Annotated in this window: 18 protein-coding genes; 8 read left to right on the top strand and 10 right to left on the bottom strand. The window is 70.1% G+C overall.

What is annotated here, in order from left to right; all coding sequences use genetic code 11:
• Positions 1 to 31: 31 nt before the first annotated feature.
• The 8 genes from AB0L53_RS27625 to AB0L53_RS27660 form a co-directional block, all read right to left on the bottom strand.
• Positions 32 to 1,519, bottom strand: coding sequence for an aldehyde dehydrogenase family protein (locus AB0L53_RS27625; protein ID WP_363999468.1), 1,488 nt, complete (start codon positions 1,517 to 1,519; stop codon positions 32 to 34).
• Entirely contained in the window at positions 1,516 to 2,532 is a 1,017-nt protein-coding gene (locus tag AB0L53_RS27630; RefSeq protein ID WP_363999471.1) for an ABC transporter ATP-binding protein, read from the bottom strand. Before AB0L53_RS27630 ends, AB0L53_RS27625 begins: the two co-directional genes overlap by 4 nt.
• On the bottom strand, positions 2,529 to 3,533 hold the full coding sequence (locus AB0L53_RS27635; RefSeq protein ID WP_363999474.1) for an ABC transporter ATP-binding protein: 1,005 nt from the start codon (positions 3,531 to 3,533) through the stop codon (positions 2,529 to 2,531). The genes AB0L53_RS27630 and AB0L53_RS27635 overlap by 4 nt, the downstream gene beginning before the upstream one ends.
• Entirely contained in the window at positions 3,530 to 4,345 is an 816-nt protein-coding gene (locus AB0L53_RS27640) for a GntR family transcriptional regulator (protein ID WP_358533378.1), read from the bottom strand. Before AB0L53_RS27640 ends, AB0L53_RS27635 begins: the two co-directional genes overlap by 4 nt.
• Before the next feature lie 113 nt (positions 4,346 to 4,458).
• Positions 4,459 to 5,379, bottom strand: a complete 921-nt coding sequence (locus AB0L53_RS27645) for an ABC transporter permease (protein ID WP_363999478.1) — start codon at positions 5,377 to 5,379, stop codon at positions 4,459 to 4,461.
• Positions 5,366 to 6,301, bottom strand: coding sequence for an ABC transporter permease (locus AB0L53_RS27650; RefSeq protein ID WP_363999832.1), 936 nt, complete (start codon positions 6,299 to 6,301; stop codon positions 5,366 to 5,368). The genes AB0L53_RS27645 and AB0L53_RS27650 overlap by 14 nt, the downstream gene beginning before the upstream one ends.
• A gap of 47 nt (positions 6,302 to 6,348) precedes the next feature.
• Positions 6,349 to 7,623 (bottom strand): FAD-binding oxidoreductase, encoded by a 1,275-nt coding sequence (locus tag AB0L53_RS27655; RefSeq protein WP_363999481.1) that lies wholly within the window; start codon positions 7,621 to 7,623, stop codon positions 6,349 to 6,351.
• Positions 7,624 to 7,660: 37 nt separating this feature from the next.
• Positions 7,661 to 8,335 carry a haloacid dehalogenase type II gene (locus AB0L53_RS27660; protein WP_363999484.1) on the bottom strand — a complete coding sequence of 225 codons (675 nt, stop codon included), beginning with the start codon at positions 8,333 to 8,335 and terminating at the stop codon, positions 7,661 to 7,663.
• 456 nt (positions 8,336 to 8,791) lie between these two features.
• Here AB0L53_RS27660 and AB0L53_RS27665 point away from each other — a divergent pair, with 456 nt between their 5' ends.
• Genes AB0L53_RS27665 through solA form a run of 6 tightly spaced genes read left to right on the top strand, consistent with a single transcriptional unit; the run spans position 8,792 to position 15,118 of the window.
• Entirely contained in the window at positions 8,792 to 10,099 is a 1,308-nt protein-coding gene (locus tag AB0L53_RS27665) for a cation diffusion facilitator family transporter (RefSeq protein WP_363999487.1), read from the top strand.
• A gap of 5 nt (positions 10,100 to 10,104) precedes the next feature.
• The gene (locus AB0L53_RS27670; RefSeq protein ID WP_363999490.1) at positions 10,105 to 10,647 is read left to right on the top strand and encodes a GNAT family N-acetyltransferase; all 543 of its coding nucleotides are present in this window, start codon (positions 10,105 to 10,107) and stop codon (positions 10,645 to 10,647) included.
• Positions 10,648 to 10,701: 54 nt separating this feature from the next.
• Positions 10,702 to 11,115: a hypothetical protein gene (locus AB0L53_RS27675; RefSeq protein WP_358533395.1), complete on the top strand. Its 414-nt coding sequence runs from the start codon at positions 10,702 to 10,704 to the stop codon at positions 11,113 to 11,115.
• A gap of 58 nt (positions 11,116 to 11,173) precedes the next feature.
• Positions 11,174 to 12,436 (top strand): aspartate aminotransferase family protein, encoded by a 1,263-nt coding sequence (locus AB0L53_RS27680; protein WP_363999494.1) that lies wholly within the window; start codon positions 11,174 to 11,176, stop codon positions 12,434 to 12,436.
• A complete protein-coding gene (locus AB0L53_RS27685) occupies positions 12,411 to 13,931 on the top strand; it encodes an NAD-dependent succinate-semialdehyde dehydrogenase (RefSeq protein ID WP_363999497.1) in 1,521 nt (506 codons plus the stop codon). Before AB0L53_RS27680 ends, AB0L53_RS27685 begins: the two co-directional genes overlap by 26 nt.
• Entirely contained in the window at positions 13,928 to 15,118 is a 1,191-nt protein-coding gene (gene solA, locus AB0L53_RS27690) for an N-methyl-L-tryptophan oxidase (RefSeq protein WP_363999500.1), read from the top strand. Before AB0L53_RS27685 ends, solA begins: the two co-directional genes overlap by 4 nt.
• 139 nt (positions 15,119 to 15,257) lie before the next feature.
• Here the strand turns inward: solA and AB0L53_RS27695 are convergent, their stop codons facing one another.
• Positions 15,258 to 16,643 carry a cellulose binding domain-containing protein gene (locus tag AB0L53_RS27695; RefSeq protein ID WP_363999504.1) on the bottom strand — a complete coding sequence of 462 codons (1,386 nt, stop codon included), beginning with the start codon at positions 16,641 to 16,643 and terminating at the stop codon, positions 15,258 to 15,260.
• A 258-nt stretch (positions 16,644 to 16,901) separates the two neighbouring features.
• Here AB0L53_RS27695 and AB0L53_RS27700 point away from each other — a divergent pair, with 258 nt between their 5' ends.
• On the top strand, positions 16,902 to 17,963 hold the full coding sequence (locus AB0L53_RS27700; RefSeq protein WP_363999507.1) for a lytic polysaccharide monooxygenase: 1,062 nt from the start codon (positions 16,902 to 16,904) through the stop codon (positions 17,961 to 17,963).
• Between the two features lie 21 nt (positions 17,964 to 17,984).
• A complete protein-coding gene (locus AB0L53_RS27705; protein ID WP_363999510.1) occupies positions 17,985 to 18,509 on the top strand; it encodes a hypothetical protein in 525 nt (174 codons plus the stop codon).
• A 309-nt stretch (positions 18,510 to 18,818) separates the two neighbouring features.
• On the opposite strand, the gene AB0L53_RS27710 is transcribed toward AB0L53_RS27705, so the two are convergent.
• A complete protein-coding gene (locus AB0L53_RS27710; RefSeq protein ID WP_363999513.1) occupies positions 18,819 to 20,414 on the bottom strand; it encodes a cellulase family glycosylhydrolase in 1,596 nt (531 codons plus the stop codon).
• Positions 20,415 to 20,444 lie beyond the last annotated feature (30 nt).

Here is a 20,444-nt window from a genome sequence, read left to right on the forward strand (position 1 = left end):
AGAGCCGATGGGTGTTCGTCGGTGAGTGGACTCAGCTGATGGAGGTCAACCGGGCCGCGATGACCTTGGGTGCGGTCATCGCCACGACGGCGCTGGTGACGCCTTCCCGGCCGATGCCGCTGCGGTGGAAACCGCCGAACGGCATGGCGTCGATGCGGAAGTCGGACGTGTCGTTGATCATTACCGCGCCGGCTCGTAGCAGGCGGGCCGTGCGCAGGGCCGCGGTGGTGTCGCGGGTGAAGACCCCGGCCTGCAGACCGGTGGCCGCGCGGTTGGCCTGGTTCACGGCGTCGTCGAGATCGGCCACGGGCAGCACGCTGACCACGGGGCCGAAGATTTCGTCGGTGATGATGGGATCGTCGGGGGCGAGGTCGGTGAGGATGGTCGGCTGGTAGGTGGCTTCCTGGCGGACCGCTCCCGCGCGTACGACCGCGCCGCGGGCGACGGCCTCCTCGACCCGGCGCTCCACACGCCGCGCGGCCGCCGTGTCGATCAGCGGCCCGACGTCGGTGCTCTCGTCGTGCTTGCTGCCGACGCTCAGGTGAGCGGTCATCTGGGTCAGGTGGCTGAGCAGTTCGTCGTAGTGCTCGGCGACCACGTAGACCCGCTGCACCGACAGGCAGTTCTGCCCCGCGCACCCGAACGCCCCTTCGGCTATGGCTTGCGCGGCTGCCGCCAGGTCCACGCCATGGTCGACGATGACCGGGTTGGATCCGCCCAGCTCCATCAGCAGGGTCCGGGCGCCGGCCAGCCGGGCCACCTCGTCGGCGGTGCGGACCCCGCCGGTGAAGGAGACGACGTCGATGCCGGGGTGCGACACCAGCTCCCGCCCGGCGGCCGGGCCGCCCGGCAGCACGGCGATCCGGTCGCCGGGAACGCCGGCCTCAAGGAGCAACTCGGCGAGGGCGAGCGCGGACAGCGGCGTCGCCTCGTGCGGCTTGACCGCGATGACGTTGCCGGCCAGCAGCGCCGGGCCGACCTTGTGCGCCACGAGGTTCAGCGGGTCGTTGAACGGGGTGATGGCGGCGACGACCCCGAGCGGTTCCCTGCTGCTCCACCCGAGCCGGTCCGCGCCACGGGAGGTGTCCTCGAACGGCACGCTGGTGCCCTGCAGGGCGTGTCCCGCACCGGCGGAAAGCTGCAAGGTCTCCGCTGCCCTGGCCACCTCCCGGCGGGCATCTCTGATGGTCTTGCATCCCTCGGAGCTCACGATGGCGGTGAACCGCCCGGCGTGCTGCCTCAGTAGTTCGGCTGCGCGGTGCAGGGCCTCCCGGCGTTGCCACAGCGGCCAGCCGTTACGGTCGGCGGTGCCGGCCCGAAAGGTGTCCACCAGCGCGTCGACGGCCTCGCGTACCTCCGCGGCGGTGCTGTCGGCGACCTCGCCGAGGAACTCGCCGGTTTCGGGGTCGGTGATGGCGGTGTGCCGTTCCGTTTCCTGCCAGCGTCCGCCGGCGTACGCCTTGCCGGGCGGGCTCCAGCAAGTGGCCGCCGTGGCGGCGCGTCCGGTCATGAGGCTCATACGGGGAGCTCCTCAACTGTCAGCCGGCTCCGGGTCTCCGCCGAGCGGTGACAGCGGACCTGGTGGCCGTCTCCGATGTCGACGAGGTCGGGTGGCTCGGTGCGGCAATGGTCGGTGGCCAGCGGACAGCGGGTGTTGAAGCGGCAGCCGGAAGGCGGGGAGACGGGGCTGGGTGGTTCGCCCTTCAGCTGGTCCGCCGCACCGGCGTCGACGCGGTGTCCACGACCGGAATGCAGCAGTGCCAGGGTGTAGGGGTGCAGGGCGCCGGTGAAGATGCCTTCGTGCGTGGCTGTCTCCACGACCTGCCCGAGATACAGAACCGCCACCCGGTCGGCGAGGAACTTGACCACCTTCAGGTCGTGGGAGATGAACAGCATGCTCAGCCCTCGCGAGCGACGCAGATCGACCAGCAGGTTCAGGATGGTCGCCTGCACCGAGGCGTCCAGGGCCGACACGGGCTCGTCGCAGACGAGCAGCTTGGGTTCCAGCAGGAGAGCTCTGGCGATGACCACCCGCTGCAGCTGCCCACCGGAGCAGTCGCCCGGCCGGCGCTCCAGGAAACCGTCGTCGAGGCCCACCTCCGCCAGCGCTGTGGCGACTCGCCGCAGGCGCTCCGGCGGCGTACCGATGCGGTGTTGTTGCAAGGGAGCGAGCAGCGATTCCCGCAGCGTCATGCGCGGGTCCAGCGCGGAGTGCGGGTCCTGGAAGACCAGCTGCGCCGACCGGCGCAGCTGCCGCAGTTGGGCGCCGCGCAGCTTGCCGACCCTCAGCCGATCGACGTCGATCCGTCCGCAGTCGGCTGGTACGAGGCCGAGCAGGAGCCGAGCCAGAGTGCTCTTGCCCGAGCCGGACTCACCGACCAGCCCCAGCACCTCCCCCTCCCGGATGCGCAGGGACACGTCGTCGACGGAGTGCACGTGCGGCCGACGGCCGAAACCGGTCCGCGACAACGGATAGTGCTTGCTGACATGGTCGATGACGGCGATGTCGGAGTTCTGGGCGAGGTCGTTCATGCCGGAACCTGTCGTCGGGTGTCGATGGTGACCCAGCAGCGTGAGTTGCGATGGGTGCCGCAGCAGGTGAGGTCGGGTTCCTCGCTGTCACAGTGGGAGCCCAGTTTCGCGTCGCCGTCCGCGACGGCGCAGCGTGGGCGGAATCGGCAGCCGTTACTGGCGGCGCGGGCCGAGGTGGCGTTGCCGGGGATGACGTGCAGATGTCCGGTGTCGTCGGTCTGCAGAGTGGAGCAGCGCAACAAGGCCTGGGTATAAGGGTGCTCGGCGGCGGTGATGACCTCGTCGGCCGGTCCGTCCTCGACGATGCGGCCCGCGTACATGACGGCGATGCGGTCGGCGATGGAGGCGACGGTGGTGACGTCGTGGGAGATGAACAGGACCGACATTCCGGTCTCGGCCTGCAGGGTGGCGATAAGACGAAGAATCTGCGCTTGGACGGTGACGTCCAGGGCGGTGGTGGGTTCGTCGGCGATGAGGACATCCGGCTGGGTGGCCAGCGCCATGGCGATCATGACGCGCTGGGCCATGCCGCCGGACATCTGGTGCGGATGGTCACCGGCGCGGCGTTCGGGATCGGGGATCCCGACGTCGGCGAGCAACTCCACGACCCGGCGGCGGGCGGCCTGCCGGCTCATGCCGAGATGCCTGCGCAGTGGCTCGGCGACCTGGCTGCCGATCGTCGCGGTCGGGTCGAGCATGCGCTTGGGCTGCTGGTAGAGCATGGAGATGCGCTGGCCGCGGATGCCGTCCAACGCCCGTGATGAGGCGGCGAGCAGGTCCAGATCGCCCAGCCGCAGCGCCTCGGCGTGCATGTGCAACCCGGTCGGCAGCATGCGCAGCATCGAGTGGGCGGCCATGCTCTTGCCCGACCCTGATTCACCGACCAGGGCCAGCACCTCGCCGGGGTCCAGGGTCAGGCTGACACGGTCGAGGATGGGCGGGGCTTGTCCAGGCCGACCAGCGTGAACGGTCAGGTCACGGACCTCCAGGCGTGCGCTCATGGCTGCTCCCGGGGTTGCGGTGGGGCTTTGTGGTCGTCTCCGTGGCGGTAGCCGTCGGCGTGTTCGTGAAAGATCTGTTCATGCGCCAACGGATCCTGGTGGTGATGCGGTTGCGGTCGAAGGTGGTGCTTGTGCGGCTTGCCCGATGTCGCCGCCTGGAGTTCGCCGACCTCGGCGAAGTGCCGGTCCAGAAGTGCCAGGGCGGCGGACTTGTCACCGCTGGCGATGACGTGCAGCAGTTGCTCGTGCTCGGCCGGCAACTCGGAACGATCGCTGTAGCTGTCGACGATCAACCGGAAGCACAGCTGCATCTCGTTGGAGATGAGTCCGTACAGCCGATCCAGCCGGGTGCTGCCGGCACCGCTGACCAGCCGGCGGTGAAAGGCGAGGTCCAGGGCGGCCAGTGCGCTCCTGTCCGCGCCGCCGGCGGCGTCCTTCATCCGCGCGACGATCACTTCGAGGTCGGCGACCAGGCCCGCGGAGACCCCTCGGGCGGTGACCCGGCGCAGCGCCTCCCGCTCGATCGCTTGGCGGGCGACGAAGATGTCCTCCAGGTCCTCCCTGGTCAAGGTGGGGACGAAGACCCCGTGACGGGGGTAGCTGACCAGCAGACCTTCCTGCACCAGACGCTGCATCGCCTCGCGCAACGGGCCGCGGGAGACCTCGAAGGAGGCCGCGAGTTCGACTTCGTTCATCTGGGTTCCGGGCGGGAACTCCCCGCTGAGAATGCGGTTACGCAGCAGCCCGGTGACCACCTCCGTCAGCGTGCGCTTCGAGGTCTTGGCCGCCGGGGCCGGGGTCTGAGCGCTCATGGGTGTGCTTCTCCGGGTTTGTGTGCCGTTTCCGCCACTCACAGTCCGCAGGCGCAGGAGGGCGTGAGCGTTTCCAGTCTGATCGCCGCGCGGGTGCAGCGGAGCTCCGCACGTCATGAGGACCCGCCTGTCCTGGCCCGGCGCGTCTCCAGGCCGCGGCCGGCGAGTGTGACGCTGAGGGCGGCCAGGAAGATCGCGGCACCGGGTGCCAGGACCAGCAGCGGCAGGCGGTCGAGGTACGGGGTGGCCTCGGACAGCATCGAACCCCAGTCGGAGGACGGCGGCTGGACGCCGAGTCCCAGGAAGGACAGGGCGCCGACGGTGATGAGCTTGTGGCCGAAGCGCAGTGCCGTGTGGGCCAGCAACGGGGGCATGGCGTTGGGAAGCAGGTGGCGGCGGATGATGAACCACCCCGAGCACCCCAGGGCCTGAGCCGCTTCGATGAAGTCGCGGCCGTTGAGTTCCAGGGCGACACCACGGGCCAGCCGGCAGAACGGGGTCCACCCGCCGATGGTCAGGGCGAGCAGCAGCGTCAGGTTGCCGGTGCCAAGGACCGCGACGAGGAAGAGCGCGACCACCATCTCGGGAAAGGCCAGCAGGATGTCGGTGACGCGCATGACGAGGGTGTCGAGCAGGCCACCCCGCCGTGCGGCGAGGAACCCCACGAGAGTGCCGGTGACGGCGCAGATCACCAGCGTGACCGAGGCGACGGCAAGAGAGAACCGGCCTCCGTCCAGCAGCCTGCTGAGCACGTCACGGCCCAGGTGGTCGGTGCCCAGCAGGTGGGCGGCGGAGATGCCTTCCAGACGGGCGGCGAGGTTCTGCTGAGCCGGCGGATAGGGCGACAACCACGGTGCCAGCAGCAGAAGCAGGGCGATCACACCGAACATGATGGACCCGGCCAGCAACGCCGGTGGCCAGCTTCCGCGCCCCCGGCGGGCCGGGGCGGTGGTGGTTCCGGCCAGTGACGGCGGATGCTCAGCGCCGGAATTGTCGCGACGGGTGTTGTCGCCGAAGACGTTAAGCACGGACACGGCTCGCCCTCGCAGTCGGGTTGATGACGGTGTAAAGCACATCGGTGAGGGTGGTGATGATCACGGCCAGGCCGACGACCGCCACGACCCCACCCTGGATGAGCGGGACGTCGTTGTTGATGACCGCGTCGTACATCTGCCGCCCCACCCCGGGCACAGCGAAGATCACCTCGACGACGACGGACCCGCCGAGCAGGCCGGCCAGCCAGACCGCGAACAGGGTCAGGACCGGCAGGACGGAATTGCGCAGCCCGTGACGCAGCATGGTCTGGGCGAAGCTCAGCCCGCGACCGCGGGCGGCGGTGATGTAGGGCGCCTCGATTACCTCGACCATCGACGAGCGGGCGACCTGGGTGAAGTAGCTCATCGGCCGCAGCGCCAGGGTCAGGCAGGGAAGCACCAGCGACGACGGCCCCTGCCAGCCGGAGGAGGGCAGCACGCCGAGTTGAAGGGCGAACACCAGCACCAGGACCGGGGCAAGCCAGTACTCCGGGACGGCCACGAATGCCTGCGTGATGCCGGTGATCGCCCCGTCGAGCTTGGTCCCACGCCGTATCGCGCAGAGGGCTCCCAGCGGAACCGCGACCAACAGGGCGAGCAGGAGCGCGAGAACGGCGATCGAGGCGGTGACCGACAACGCCCGCATCAGCTGAGGAAGAACCTCCGTGCCGTTGGTGAACGACCGGCCGAGATCACCCTGCAGTGCCGAACCCAGCCAGGACAGGTACTGCTGGAGCAGCGGCCGGTCCAGCCCGTACTCGAGCCGGAGGCGGGCCAGCGTCGCAGGGTCCTGGACCAGGTCGCCCACCCGGGCGCGCAGGATCCGCGCGGCCGGATCCCCGGAGGTGACGTAGGGGATGAGGAACACCAGGAAAGAGGCGACCAGCAGGGTCGTCACGAGGACGGCGAACCGCCTCAGCATGTACAACACTCGGGATACCTCCGGGTCGTCACACGTTCTCGGATCGATCAGCGCACGGCGTCGAGTGCGCGGTAGAACGCCCCGGCGGCCGGCAGGAACCACGGCGGCCCGAAGTGACCGGGAACCGGCGGGAACGCCAGACCCTGCCACGGGTTGGCCGTGGAGTCGCCGCCGATGACCTCAGCCATGACCTTGCCCATGTGGGTGGCCATCTGGACCCCGTGGCCGCTGTAGCCGACGGAGTAGTGCATCCCGTCGCGTACGCCGGCGTGCACCATATGATCCATCGTCATGTCGACCAGCCCGCCCCAGCAGTAGTCCAGCCGGACGTCCCGCAGTTGCGGGAACACCTCGGTGATGGCCTTGCGCAGGATCTCCCCGCTTTTGAGGTCCGACTGCGCGTCCGACAGGGCGAACCGGGCGCGCCCGCCGAACAGCAGCCGGTTGTCCGGCGTGGGACGGAAGTAGTACAGCAGGTTCTTGGTGTCCGACGCCATCCGCCGGTGCGGCATGAGCTGGGCGACGAGGTCGTCCGGCAAGGGTTCGGTGACGACGATGAAACTGCCCACCGGCACGATGCGGCGGCGCAGCCACGGGGTCAGTTTCCCCGTGTAGCCGCTGGTGGCGATGAGCACGTCGGAGGCGGTCAGGGCGCCACGCGTGGTCTGCACCTGGTGCCCCCGTCCGCCGCGGCGGACGCCGGTTACCGCGGCGTTCTCCGCTATCAGGGCCCCGTGACCGACCGCGGCACGGGCCAGCCCCATGACCAGCTTCCCGACGTGGGCGCCCGCCCCGTTCGGGTCGACCTGCGCACCGTAGTAGCGGTCGCTACCCAGCTCGTCCCGCATGCGGCCGCGGGGGACCAACTGAACCGTGCGGCCGACGAGTTTCTCGATCACCCGCGCCGAACGCTCCAGAGCGGCGTAGTGCGCCGGTTTGGCGGCCAGGGTGAGCTTGCCGGAGCGCTCGAAGTGGCAGTCGATCTGCTCCTCGGTGACGATCTTCTCGACGGTGTCGATCGCGTTGTCGTAGGCGGTGAACATCATGGCCGCACGCTCGGGGCCGTAGCGCTTGACCGCGGCGGGGAGGGAGATGGCCAGGCCGGTCGTGGCCATGCCGCCGTTGCGACCGGAGGCCCCCCAGCCCACGGTGTGGGACTCCAGCACGGCGACACTGGCACCGCTGCGAGCGAGATGCAGCGCGGCGGACAGCCCGGTCAACCCGGCACCGATGACCGCGACATCGACGTTCTCCGGGAGCTCGGTGCGGCGGAAGTCGCCGGCCGGTTCGGCGGTGTCGAGCCAGTAGCTGGTCAGCTTCACGACTTCCTCCTCTTCATCGGCATCCTCCTCGCGGCCTTCACAGACCCAGCACGGCGGGGACGCCGGACAGGTCGGCGGTTTCGGCGTACTGGTAGAAGGGCGTGGAGGGGTCGTAGCCGCGATTGACGTAGATCTTGTGCGGGATCCGCAGCTCGTGGGCGGGGATCAGGTCGTACCAGATGTGCGAGGAGACGTGGACGATCTCGTCGCGTTCGCAGCCCAGCTGGTCGAGCATGTACTCGAAGGCCTGGTAGCGCGGTTTGTACGCCCTGGCCTGCTCGGCGGTGAACACCTTGTGAAAGGGGGCGCCGAGCTGCTCGACGTTGTGCCGCAACAGCTCGTCGACAGCGTTGGAGAAGATCACCAGAGGGTAGGCGTCGGCGAGCTTGGCCAGGCTCGCGGGAACGTCCGCGTGGGGACCCCAGGTCGGTACGCAGGCCACGATGGCCTCGCCGTCGGAGGGGCGGTAGCCGATGCCCCAGCGTTCGCAGGTGCGCTTGAAGGAGTCCTTGAGCACGTCGGGGTAGAGCTTGAACTCGCCGAGCACCTCGTCCATCCGGTACGCGCGGTAGTCCTTGAGGAAGACCGGCATGTCCTCCTCGGAGATCCGGTCGGCGACCAGCGGCTTGACGGTGAGGTTGAGGTCGAAGCTGGTCAGCGTCCCGTAGCAATCGAAAGTGATGTATTTGGGGCGCACACTGGTCAGGTCCACGAGCAGTTCCTCCGGTGGTGGTATGTCCGGTGGGGGCAGGAGCGTCGGTGGTCGGTCCGGTGAGGGCCGGAGCCCGTCGGTGCGACTGGGCAGGCGGCGAAGCGGCGAGATATCACGCCCGGTGCGAGCCGTCCGAGGCGGGCAGCCAGCGTGGTGTCTGGAACGCTAAGGACCCGATTCTCTGTTGTCAACAATTTCGAGTTGCCCACTTGTAACGAGTACGTTTCCCGGACTTTCTTTGATCTTCATAAGCCGGTTGAACGACTATTTCCAGGTCGTGGCGCTGACTTTCGCTGCCGGAGTTTCCCTTCAGGTCACCGGAAGATTGTTGACAACAGTTGACCGCCGCTGGCGGTTGTGCACAAGATGTGGTGACGCGGCAGGCGCCACTCGGCAGCCGGCCGACTCTCTCCCGGCCCCGCGACTCCCCCCTCCGCCGGCACGAACGGACTCCCGATGCGAGCTTCCACGACCCCAGACGATCACGGACACGGCCATGGCCACGGTCACGGCCACCCCCACGACGACGCGCCCGCCACCGTGAACGACCACGGGCACGACCACTCCGATCACGCCCACGATGACCACGCGCCCGGTCACCACGCGACCGGTCACCACGCGGCCGGTCACCACGCGGCCGAGGCGTCGGCCACCACCGGTCACGGGCACGGGCACGGTCACGGGCACGGCCATGGGCACGGCCACGACGAGGGCCACGACCACGGGAACGGCCTGTGGGCGCGGATCAAGCACACGGTGGTCCCCCACGCCCACGACGCCAACGAAGCGATCCAGACCGCCGAGGAGTCGGCCAACCACGGGATCCGCACGGCCTGGATCGGGCTGGCCGGGATGATGGCCACCGCGATCGGGCAGATGGTCATCGTCGCGATGTCCGGGTCGATCGCCCTGCTGGCCGACACCATCCACAACCTGGGACACGCGGCGACCACGATCCCGCTGATCATCGCCTTCCGGCTGGGCCGGCGCGCGGCGACGAAGAAGTACTCCTACGGTTACCGGCGCGCCGAGGACCTGGTCGGGTTGTTCATCTCCCTGGTCATCGTCGCCTCGATCGGGCTGATCATCTGGGAGTCGATCGACGCGCTGCTCAACCCGCACCCGCCGACCAACCTGTGGTGGGTCTTCGCCGCCGGGGTCGTCGGCTTCCTCGGAAACGAGGTGGTGGCCGTGTACCGCATCCGGGCCGGCCGTCGCATCGGATCCGCGGCGCTGATCGCCGAGGGCCAGCACGCCCGCGCCGATGGCTACACCTCGATCGCCGTCGTCGCCGGCGTGATCGGCGTGTGGCTCGGGTTCGACCGCGCCGACGCCATCGTCGGCCTGCTCATCGCCCTGGCGATCACCGGCATCCTGATCAACTCCCTGGTCATCATCGTCCGCCGTCTCATGGACGGTGTGGAGCCGGCGACGATCGACCGGATGCGCACGACCATCGCCGGCGTCGTCGGCGTTGAGACCGTCGGCGGCGTGCGCGCCCGCTGGTCCGGTCACCGCATGGAGGGAGACGCCGAGATCGGCGTCGACGCCCGGCTGAGCATCATCGAGGCCCACCGCGTGGCCGAGGACGTGCAGCACTCCCTGATGCACGCGGTCGGCAACCTCGACCGGGTCACCGTCCACGTCCACCCCGCCTTCGACGGCGTGGTGCCCGACGACCTCCACGAGCTGTCCGACCACCACGCCTCGAAGGAGGCCCGGGAGGCGTACCGGGCCAAGCTCGCCGCGCAGGGCGCGCGGTGACACCCGTGAACGGCTCGACGGGATGGTCGATCCACCCGCTGAGTGAGCGCACCCTGCCCGGCGCGCAGTCGGTGATGCGACGCAGCATCGCCGAGGACTTCGGCGACGCCTACGACCCGCTGATCCACGCCGACGTCGACGACCCGCTGACCCACTACGCCCCCGGAGCCGGCCCCTTCCTCCTGGTGGTGACCGACGACAGCACGGATGAGGTCCTGGCCACGGGCGGGATCCGCAGCGGACGGCTGAAGCCCGGCCTCACCCCGCAACACGTCGTCGACCGGTACGAGGACGGCCGGCACGGCCAGCTCGTACGCGTCTACGTCCGCAAGGAAGCCCGCCGCCGCGGCATCGCCAGAGCCCTGGTCCACGCGGTTCTCGACCGCGCGGACCGGGAGGGACACTACGAGGCCATCGCTCTGCACACCTACCAGCACTCCCCGGGCGCCGTCGCCTTCTGGGAGTCCTTCGGCGCCCTGCTCATCCACGACGACTCGAACGGAGCCACCGGCGCGGTCTTCTACGACCTGCCGCGCTCCTCGCAGTGACTGCCGCGCAGTCCCCATGCCATCCCCACCACACTGGCGAGACAGGAGAACACCATGTCCAAGCGTCGTGACGTCTTCATCTTCGTTGCCGAGCCCACCAAGGTCGACCAGGCCCGCACCAGCCTCATCGACTGGCTGCGCGGCCTGGAGGGCCATCCCGGATACCTCGGGGGTTCGGTTCTGCGCGAGTGCGCGGGGGAGCTCATCTCGAACACGCTGGTGATGACGCTGGAGTTCGAGAGCACCGAGGCCGCCCGAGCCCTGTGGCCGAAGATCGAGAACACGATCAACCCGCTCTACCCCGATGACAAGTCCGACAAGTCGATGGACCAGGGTGCCGCGTTCTTCACCGGCGCGGACGACGCCGTGGCGCCGGAGGACCTGAAGTTCACCCGCGGCAACGGCCTGGTGGCCCGGATGCTGCACATCCACGCCGAGGTCGTCGAGGACGTCGTGGCCGCCGCCTGACCCACGCCGTTCCCGCCACCACCGGCAGCACTCCCCCCGACGTGATGAGGAGCCTTTCTTGACCAGCACCAGCCTGTGGCATCCGCAGACCGCGATGTCCACCATCGAGGAAACCCGCACCGTCATCGCGTCGGGGCAGGGAGCCTGGGTACGTACCGAGGACGGCCAGGACCTGCTCGACCTGCCGGCCGGCCTGTGGCACGCCAACATCGGACACGGCCGAGCCCGCATCGCCGACGCCGTGCGTCAGCAGCTGACCGACCTGGAGACCTACCACCTGTTCCAGGGCATGGCCAACCGCCCCGCCATCCGGCTCGCCGAGCGCCTCGCCGCGCTGAGTCCCATCCCCGACGCGAAGGTCTTCCTCACCAGCGGCGGCTCCGACTCCGTCGACACCGCCTGCAAGCTCGCGCGCCGGCACTGGCAGGTGGCCGGGCGGCCCGGCAAGCGCATCATCGTCTCTCGCGAACACGCCTACCACGGCCTGCACGGGTTCGGTACCAGCATCACGGGCATCCAGAGCAACCGCGACGGGTACGGCAGCGACTCGCTGATCCCCGAGACCGCCCGCGTGCCATGGAACGACCTGGCCGCCACCGAGGCGGAGCTCCTCCGGCTCGGACCCGACAACATCGCCGCCGTCATCGCCGAACCGATCATCGGCACCGGAGGAGTGCTGCTGCCCGCGCCCGGCTACCTCACCGGGCTGGCCGAGCTGTGCCGCCGCCTGGACATCCTGCTCATCGCCGACGAGGTCATCACCGGCTTCGGACGGGTCGGGCAGTGGTTCGCCTGTCAGCGCTTCGGCATCGAGCCGGACCTCCTCACCATGGCCAAGGGCATCACCTCCGGCTACCTGCCGCTGGGCGGCGTGCTGGTGGCCCGGCGCGTCTGGGAGCCCTTCTTCGCCGAAACCTCCGACGCCCCGACCTTCCGCCACGGCCTGACGTACTCGGGCCACGCCGCGGCCTGCGTCGCCGCCGAGGCGAACCTGAGCATCCTTGAGGAGGAAGGTCTGCTGGAGCGCGTCCTGGACCTCGAACCCGTCCTGGCCCAGGCCCTCGCCCCGCTGGTCGACCACGGAGCCGTCGTCGACGTCCGGGCCGGGGTCGGCCTGCTCGCGGCCGTCCAGCTCGCCCCCGACGTCGACGCCCGCCCCGTGCTGCGCGCCGCGCGGGAGCAGGGCGTACTGACCCGGCTGCTGGCCGACAACTCCCTGCACGTCAGTCCCCCGTTCGTCATCACCGCCGAGGAGATCTCCCGTGCCGCTGACGTCCTCAAGTCCGCTCTCGACCGTGCCCGTGCCCTCGAATCCGCCTGAGCCCACGCCGGCGTCGGCGGACCTCGCCCGGCACCGCGAACTCACGGAGACCGCGGCCGCGTCGCTGCCCAGTGGCTTCCTGAGCACCGAGTGGACGGCGCCGCGCTCCGGGCGGACCTTCGCCGTCGCCGATCCCGCGCTCGGCCGGCCGGTCGCCTCCGTCGCCGACTGCGAACCGGCTGACGGCCTGCTCGCGCTCACCGCGGCGAGCGAGGCGTTCCCCGCCTGGGCGGCCACCCCAACCCGGCGGCGGGCCGACATTCTGCACCGGCTCTACCAGGCGATGCTCGCCGACGAGGACCGCCTGGCGGCCCTCATCACCCTGGAGGTCGGCAAGACCCTCGCCGAGTCCCGCGGCGAGGTCCGCTACGCCGCCGAGTACATCCGCTGGTACGCCGAGGAGGCGGTCCGCAGCTCCGGCCGGAGCACCCCGACCCCCGACGGCGGCTGGCACATCGTCACCGTCCCGCGCCCGGTCGGCCCCTGCCTGCTCATCACTCCGTGGAACGTGCCGCTGGCGATGGCCACCCGCAAGGTCGCGCCCGCCCTGGCCGCCGGCTGCACGGTCGTGCTGAAACCGGCGGAGCTCACCCCGCTGACCTCGCTGGCCTTCGCGCGACTCGCCCAGGACGCGGGGGTTCCGGCAGGGGTCCTCACCGTGGTCACCACCACGGATCCAGGGGCGGTCTGCGGCGCCCTCATCGCCGACCCACGACTGCGGAAGGTGTCCTTCACCGGGTCCACCCCCGTCGGGAAGCTGCTGCTGCGGCAGGCCGGCGCGCACGTGCTGCGTACGTCGATGGAACTCGGCGGCAACGCCCCGTTCCTGGTCTTCGACGACGCCGACCTCGACCTCGCGGTCCGTGAGGCGGTCATCGCCAAGATGCGCCTGGGGGGTCAGTCGTGCGTGGCGGCCAACCGGTTCCTCGTCCAGGAACCGGTGGCCGACGAGTTCGCGGCCCGTCTTACCGAGGCCCTCACCGCGATCAGGGTCGGGCTGGGCACCTCGGACGTCGACCTCGGTCCGCTCATCGATGACCGTGCGGTGGCCAAGGCCGACCGGCTGGTCGACGACGCCGTCTCGAAGGGGGCGACTGTTCTGGGGCGTTCCGGCGTACCCGACGGACCCGGCAGCTGGTTCGCCCCGGTGGTGCTCGACCATCTCAGCGCCGGCGCTCTCCTGCAGCAGGAGGAGGTCTTCGCCCCGGTCGCGGGCATCCGCCGGTTCCGGACGGAGGACGAGGGGGTGGCGCTGGCCAACGACACCCCGTTCGGGCTCGCGGCATACCTGGTGGCCCGCGACAGCGACCGGATCGCGCGAGTCGCGGGCCGGTTGGACAGCGGCATGGTCGGCATCAACCGGGGGCTGCTGTCCCACGTGGCCGCGCCGTTCGGCGGGATCAAGGAGTCCGGGCTCGGCCGGGAGGGCGGCGCCGAAGGGCTCACCGAGTACCAGAACCTCAAGTACCTCGCCGCCCCGGCGCTGGCCTCATGAGGACGGTCGGAACCGCTCGAAGGAAGGCCGCGGTCATCGGAGCCGGAGCGGTGGGGAGCATGGCCGCCTGGCAACTGGCCGAGCGCGGCCTGGACGTGCATGCCTTCGATCGCTGGGGCGTCCCGCACCACCGCGGGGCCTCCGGCGGGCAGAGCCGCCGGTTCGCGGTCATCAGCATGGGAGATCCGGACCTGCCGCCGCTGGTTCTCCGGGCCGAGCGGCTGTGGCGTCGGCTGGAGGAAGCGACCGGACGACATCTGCTTGAGCAGACCGGAGGACTGATCCTCGGTCCCGCGGACCGTACCTCCGTCCGGCAGGCCGTGGCCAGCTGCGAGAAGTGGGGGCTGGCGCACCGCGTTTTCGACGCAGAGGATCTGCGGCAGCGCTTCCCCCAGCACGCCGTCGACGACGAGGACATCGCCGTTCATGACTCCGCGACCGGCTTTCTCCGTCCTGAGCCGGCCATCCTCGCCGCGATCGAACAGGCCACGACGCTAGGGGCGACGGTGCACCATGACACCGAGATCCTCGACATCGACGTACGGCCCGACACGGTCGAGCTGACCTACCGTGGTACGGGAGGAAGCGCTCGCAGCGAGACGTTCGACGTGGTGGTCCTGGCCCCCGGCGCCTGGGCGGCCACGCTGCTGCCGGATGGGCTGCGGGAGGCAATCGGGGTGGCCGGGCTGACCGCCCGCCGGCTGGCGCAGACCTGGTTCGTACCGGACGACCCGTCGCTGTACAGCGCGGAACGCTTTCCGGTCTTCGAACGGGCCGGCCTGCCGGACGGCGCCTCCGTCTACGGCTTTCCCAGCCTGGACGGCGCCACGGTCAAGATCGGCGTGAAGACCCGCCCGCACCCGGAGGTGGCCGACCCGGCGCGACCGGATCCCCACCTCACCGCCGAGCACATGGCGGAGGTCCGCGAGGTCGTCGAGCGCTGGCTGCCCCGGCTCAACCCGCGTCCTGTGCAGACCTCGGTGCACGTGGAGTCGTACACGGGGGACGGCCGGCCCGTCGTCGGGCTGCTCCCGGGCGCCGCGCACGTCGCGGTCGCCGTCGGATTCTCCGGCGGCGGATTCAAGTACGCGCCGGCGGTCGGCGAGGCTCTGGGCGATCTCCTCGCTGACGGTGTCACCGAGGCCAATATCCGGCAATTCGCACCTGGCCGCTCCGCGACGGTGTGAGCGGATCGCCACCGCGCTGGGCCCTCAGTGAGGGGTACGGCCGGACCGCACCCCTCACGCGCGGCCGCCGCCCCTCACACGAGGCCACGCCCCTCACGCGCGGGCGCGCGCCTCATGCGCGGTCAGCCGCGATGCGCGGTCAGCCGCAGCCGTACCCCGACGGCGTCTGGGTGTTCCCGTTGGGCCGGCTCGCCTGGAAGCCGAACGTGGTGCTGCCGCCGGGCGCCAGGGTGCCGTTGTGCGACAGGTTCCTGGCCGTCACGGTCTGCCCGCTGACCGTGAGGGTCGCGTTCCAGGAACCCGTGACGGTGTGGCCGGCGGGCAGCGTGAAGGTGACCGTCCAGCCGTTCTTGGCGGCGGTGCCGGTGTTGGTCACGGTCACGGGCTGCACGACGTAGCCGTTGCTCCAGGCGTTCTGTACGGTTCCGACGGCCGAGCAGCCGCCGCCCCCGCCGCCGGTCGAGGTGGTCACGCTGACCGTGTTCGACACCGGTGACTGGTTGTTCGCGCCGTCCCGGGCCCGTACCTGGTAGCGGTAGGTGGTGGCGGCGCTCAGGCCGCTGTCGGCGTACGAGGTGGTGGTGCTCGTGCCGACCTGGGCGAAGGCGCCGGCGCCTGTCGCGCGCAGGATGTCGTACCCGGCCAGCCCGCTGCCACCTGAGTCGGTGGAGGCGGTCCACGACAGGTTCGTGCCGCTCGACGTGGTGCCCGAGGCCGTCAGGCCGGACGGCGTGGTCGGCGGCGTCGTGTCGGTGCCGCCTCCCGAGGTGGTGTACGAGAACGCGTTGACGGCCAGCCCCGTCCCGCCGACCCAGGGCTCGAACCCGGCCTGCACGCTGGTGAGGTACCACGACCGCTGGGCGTACCCGCGGCTGATCGCGTCGGCGAGGAAGGTGTCGATGGCGAAGTCCAGCGAGGACGTGGCCGAGGTGCGGACGTAGGAGATCACGTTCCAGCCGGTGTTGCCGAACCAGACCTGCCAGGTGCCGCCCGCCAGGCTCACCGTGCCGACGGGCGAGCCGACCGGCTGGATGGAGCCCTGCTTGTTGAGCCAGACCATGATCTCGGCGCCGGTGTTCTGCCCGTCGGTGCGCGGGGTCGGATCGAACCAGATGTCATAGGCCGCGTCCCAGACGCCCGCGCTCGGGTAGCTCATCCTGACGCTGGTGCGCAGGTTGCCGAAGCCGCTCGCGTCGGCCCGCATGGGCAGGCCGCTGCCGGTCGTACAGAGGGCGTAGTGGCAGCCCGCGAAGACCGACGGGTAGGAGGCGGGTGCGCCGTTGGTCGGCTTGTTGTGCGCCGCCTGGGTGATCGTGAAGCCGGCGGCGGCCTGGTCGACGTCGATGCACTGCGCCGTGTCGGCTCCCCAGATGTTGTTCTGGACGATGTACTTGTTGCCCTGGATGCTGGTGGAATCTATCTTCCCGCAGATCACCGGGGCGGCCTGGGCCGGAACGGCGAACAGTCCCGCGGCGAGGATCGAGCCGATCGCCGCGATGATCAGGTTGATGTGCACGCGCCTCATGGCATGTTGCTCCCGCTTCTCTGACAAGGAGGTTTGGGAGCGCTCCCACAACGCAGCATCACGGCCGACGTGGTCCCCGGCAAGCGTGCGTCCGTGCCACCACCCGCAGTGAGGCGAGCGACCAGGCAAACCCTGACCGGGACGGGGTGAAAGTTTCACGCCGCGTTGTCGGCCGGGTCAGCGCGTGGTTCAATCCGTCTAGCTGCCGGGCGGGCAGGTCGTGGGCGGGATCTCTGTCGCACGAACAAGGGAATCCCCATGAGATTCATCCGGTCGGTGGCCTTCGCCGCCGCGCTGGTGGCGACATTGCTCGCCTCCGCCCTGGTGGCTCCCCAGGCGCAGGCGCATGGCGTCACGATGTTCCCCGGTGCCCGTACCTACCTGTGCTGGAAGGACGGTCTGCGGGACAACGGGCAGATCATCCCCTACAACCCGGCCTGCGCTGCGGCCGTCGCGCAGAGCGGCGCCACGCCGCTGTACAACTGGTTCGCCGTGCTGCGCTCCGACGCCGGCGGCCGTACCAGCGGCTACATCCCCGACGGGCAGCTCTGCAGCGGCGGAACCGGCGGCCCGTACGACTTCACCGCCTACAACGCCGTCCGCTCCGACTGGCCGCAGACCCACCTGACCTCGGGCGCGAGCATCCAGATGTGGCACAGCAACTGGGCCCAGCACCCCGGCACGTTCGTCTACTACGTCACCAAGAACGGCTGGAACCCGAACGCCCCGCTCAAGTGGTCCGACCTGGAGTCATTCGGCAGCGTCACCAACCCGCCGGCCACCGGTGGGCCCGGCGCGCTCAACTACTACTACTGGAACGTCCAGCTCCCGTCCGGCAAGAGCGGGCGGCACATGATCTACGTCGACTGGATCCGCTCCGACAGCGCCGAGAACTTCTTCAGCTGCTCCGACGTCGTCTTCGACGGCGGCCACGGCGAAGTCACCGGCGTCGGACCCAACGGCGGCAGCACGCCCGACCCCACTGTCACACCGACTCCCCCAGCACCCGGCGCCTGCTCCGCCACCTGGCACGCGACCGACAACCCCGGCTGGCCCGGACACTTCCAGGCCGACGTGACGGTCAAGAACAACGGCACCACCGCGCTCAACGGCTGGACGGTCAAGTGGACCTTCAGCGGCGGGCAGGGCCTCGACGGATCGCCATGGAACGGCGTGCTGAGCGCACAGCCGCCCAACGTCTCGGTCAAGAACGCCACCTACAACGGGCAGCTCGCGCCGAACGCGACCACCTCGTTCGGATTCAACGCCACGGGCACCGCCCCCAGCCCCGCACCCACGCTGACCTGCACCAGCCCGTAGGTCATGCGCATTCCGGAAGAGGTGAGGACCAGAAGGGCCGCGGCGATCGCCGTCGTGGCCCTGATCCCCGTCGCCGGTGCGGCGCTGTTCGCGGGCCTGCACCAGGCGGGGCGATCGGACCTGCGCGATCAGCTCGCCGCCCAGGTCACGGACATCCTTGAGAGATCCACGCCGGCCGAGCACCACGACCACGGGCACGAGTTCGGCGAGCAGGCCGGCCGGGTCGTGTGCGCGGTGGACCCGTTCGGCTTCGACCCGCCGACCGCGACCACGATGGCCCAGGTGAAGTGGGTCTATGCCCGCCACATGTGCGCCATCACCGGTCCGGGCGCCGGATGGGCCGTCTCGGTGCGCGCCTCGGGCCCGATCGCCGTCCGGCTCGGCGATCCACCTCTGGTACGGGTGCCCACGCCGGGCGCCGGTTACCCCGAGCGGGTCCGGCAGCTGATACCCCAGCGCTATCAGGAGGAGGCGTTCGGCGAGTTCGCCGACGAGGACGCGATCGAGGCGGCCCGCCAGAGGTTCGCCCTGGTGACGGCCCGATGACCTGGTGGCGCCCGATGAGTGGCGCTCGGCCGAGTGGCGCTCGAAGCGAGCGGCGCTCAACCCGAGGGGCGCCGCCTGGCATGCGGACGCGGCCGGCAGGAGGTCTCGCGGCCGGCCGCGTCCACGCCATCCGGGCGGGATGGTGTCATGGAACGGTTGCACCAGTGACGGTTGTCGGCACCACCTCCTCATCGACCGGCCGACTAGACCGGTCAAGCTCATCGACCGGCCGGATCGACCGATCCGGCCGGGTTCGCGGCGTTGACCGGCCGGTGTGGGCGCGGCTCGCCACACCGGCCGGTCCGGGGTTCAGTTCGCGCAGGTGTAGCCGGACGGCACGGTGGTCTGGCCGTTCGGCCGGCTGGCCTGGAAGCCGAAGGCGGTGCTCGCGTTCGGCCCGAGCGCGCCGTTGTAGCTCAGATTCTTGGCCGTCACGGTCTGCCCGCTCACCGTCACCGCGGCGTTCCAGGAGCCGGTGAGCACGTGCCCGGCGGGCAGCGTGAACGTCACCGTCCAGCTGGACTTGGCCGTGCCACTGGTGTTGGTCACGGTCACGGGCTGCACGACGTACCCGCTGCTCCACTGGGTCTGTACGGTCGCGACGGCCGTGCAGCCCCCGCCGCCACCACCGCTGAGGGTGGTGAAGGTGACCTGGCCCGACTGCCCCGAGACGTTGCCCGCCGCGTCCCTGGCCTTCACGTAGACCTGGTAGGCGGTCGCGGGGGTCAGCCCGCTCAGCGTGATCGAGTTGGTCGCCGCCTGGCCGAGCAGCGTGCTCGGCGCCCGGTAGACGTCATACCCGGTCACGCGCACGTTGTCGGTGGAGGCGGTCCAGCTCAGCGTGGCCCCCGTCGAGGTGACGCCGGAGGCGACCGGGGTGCCGGGCACGCTGGGCGGGGTTGGGTCGGGGGTGCCGCCGCCGTATACCGACGCCTCACGCGAGGTGGCGGCGATGCCGTTGGCGCCGTTGAAGAGCCGCTGACCCCATGAGGTGAGCTGGTTGACGTCGAAGTTGGTGACCTGGTCGAGGTACTCGACGCCGCCGCCGTTGCCGCTCCACGACCAGCCCAGGTAGCCGAGGCCCCGGCTCACGGACTGGGCCATGATCGTGTCCTCGTCCGGGTCGCCGTCGGAGTGGTTGAAGCCGAACTCGCCGATCACCAGCGGCAGCCCGGCGGTCCTGAACGCGTCCAGGTAGGTGGTGATCTCCGCGGCCGTGTCGTACACGCCGTACATGTGCACCGAGAAGATTGTGTTCTTGGCGGGGTCGGCGTCGAAGACGGTCCGCGCGGTGTTGCGCATGACGTTCTGCCAGTCCTGGCCCCAGTTGGGCGCGTCCACCATGAGCGCGTGCTCGAAGCCGTTGGCGCGCAGCTTCTTGACCGCGTTCGCGGTGGCGGTGGTCCAGTCAGGGGTGACGGCGTTGTTGCCGACCGGCTCGTTGCCGATGTTGACGATGACGTAGTTCTCCTGGCCGACCAGGGCGCTCTTGACGCTGATCCAGTAGTCGGCCGCCTGGTCGAGGGTGTAGGCGCCGCTCTGCTCGCCGTACCCGGTGGTGTCGTGATTCTCCAGGACGCAGATCAGCCGGTTGGCCTTGCAGCGGGAGACGACGTCGGCCACGTCGGAGACGCTGTTGGCGGTCCAGCGCCCACCGCTGAGCACCACCCGGACGGTGTTCGCGCCCAGCGACTTGATGTCGGCGAACGCCTTGGTCTGGGTGGGATACCAGGTGTGCGCGTGGCTGGTGCCGCGCATGACGAACTCCTGGCCGTTCGCTTCGAGGATCTTCGTACCGCTGACATGGATGCCGGTGGCGGCGTGCGCGGGCGACGTTCGGGAAAAAGCTGAGAGGAAGAGCAGCGGGAGCAACAGCGCGGCGAGCGCCGCGAGTCGGGTTCTCATGGGCGGCCTTTCGATGGAGACCCGCCCCGC

It is taken from the genome of Nonomuraea sp. NPDC052129 (assembly GCF_040680095.1).
GTDB lineage: Bacteria > Actinomycetota > Actinomycetes > Streptosporangiales > Streptosporangiaceae > Nonomuraea.

Coding starts and splice junctions, on each gene's coding strand:
- AB0L53_RS27635 (WP_363999474.1), bottom strand. CDS start 3,533: ATGAGCGCACGCCTGGAGGTCCGTGACCTGACCGTTCACGCTGGTCGG.
- AB0L53_RS27710 (WP_363999513.1), bottom strand. CDS start 20,414: ATGAGAACCCGACTCGCGGCGCTCGCCGCGCTGTTGCTCCCGCTGCTC.
- AB0L53_RS27650 (WP_363999832.1), bottom strand. CDS start 6,301: ATGCTGAGGCGGTTCGCCGTCCTCGTGACGACCCTGCTGGTCGCCTCT.
- AB0L53_RS27640 (WP_358533378.1), bottom strand. CDS start 4,345: ATGAGCGCTCAGACCCCGGCCCCGGCGGCCAAGACCTCGAAGCGCACG.
- solA (WP_363999500.1), top strand. CDS start 13,928: ATGAGGACGGTCGGAACCGCTCGAAGGAAGGCCGCGGTCATCGGAGCC.
- AB0L53_RS27630 (WP_363999471.1), bottom strand. CDS start 2,532: ATGAACGACCTCGCCCAGAACTCCGACATCGCCGTCATCGACCATGTC.
- AB0L53_RS27700 (WP_363999507.1), top strand. CDS start 16,902: ATGAGATTCATCCGGTCGGTGGCCTTCGCCGCCGCGCTGGTGGCGACA.
- AB0L53_RS27695 (WP_363999504.1), bottom strand. CDS start 16,643: ATGAGGCGCGTGCACATCAACCTGATCATCGCGGCGATCGGCTCGATC.
- AB0L53_RS27625 (WP_363999468.1), bottom strand. CDS start 1,519: ATGAGCCTCATGACCGGACGCGCCGCCACGGCGGCCACTTGCTGGAGC.
- AB0L53_RS27665 (WP_363999487.1), top strand. CDS start 8,792: ATGCGAGCTTCCACGACCCCAGACGATCACGGACACGGCCATGGCCAC.
- AB0L53_RS27675 (WP_358533395.1), top strand. CDS start 10,702: ATGTCCAAGCGTCGTGACGTCTTCATCTTCGTTGCCGAGCCCACCAAG.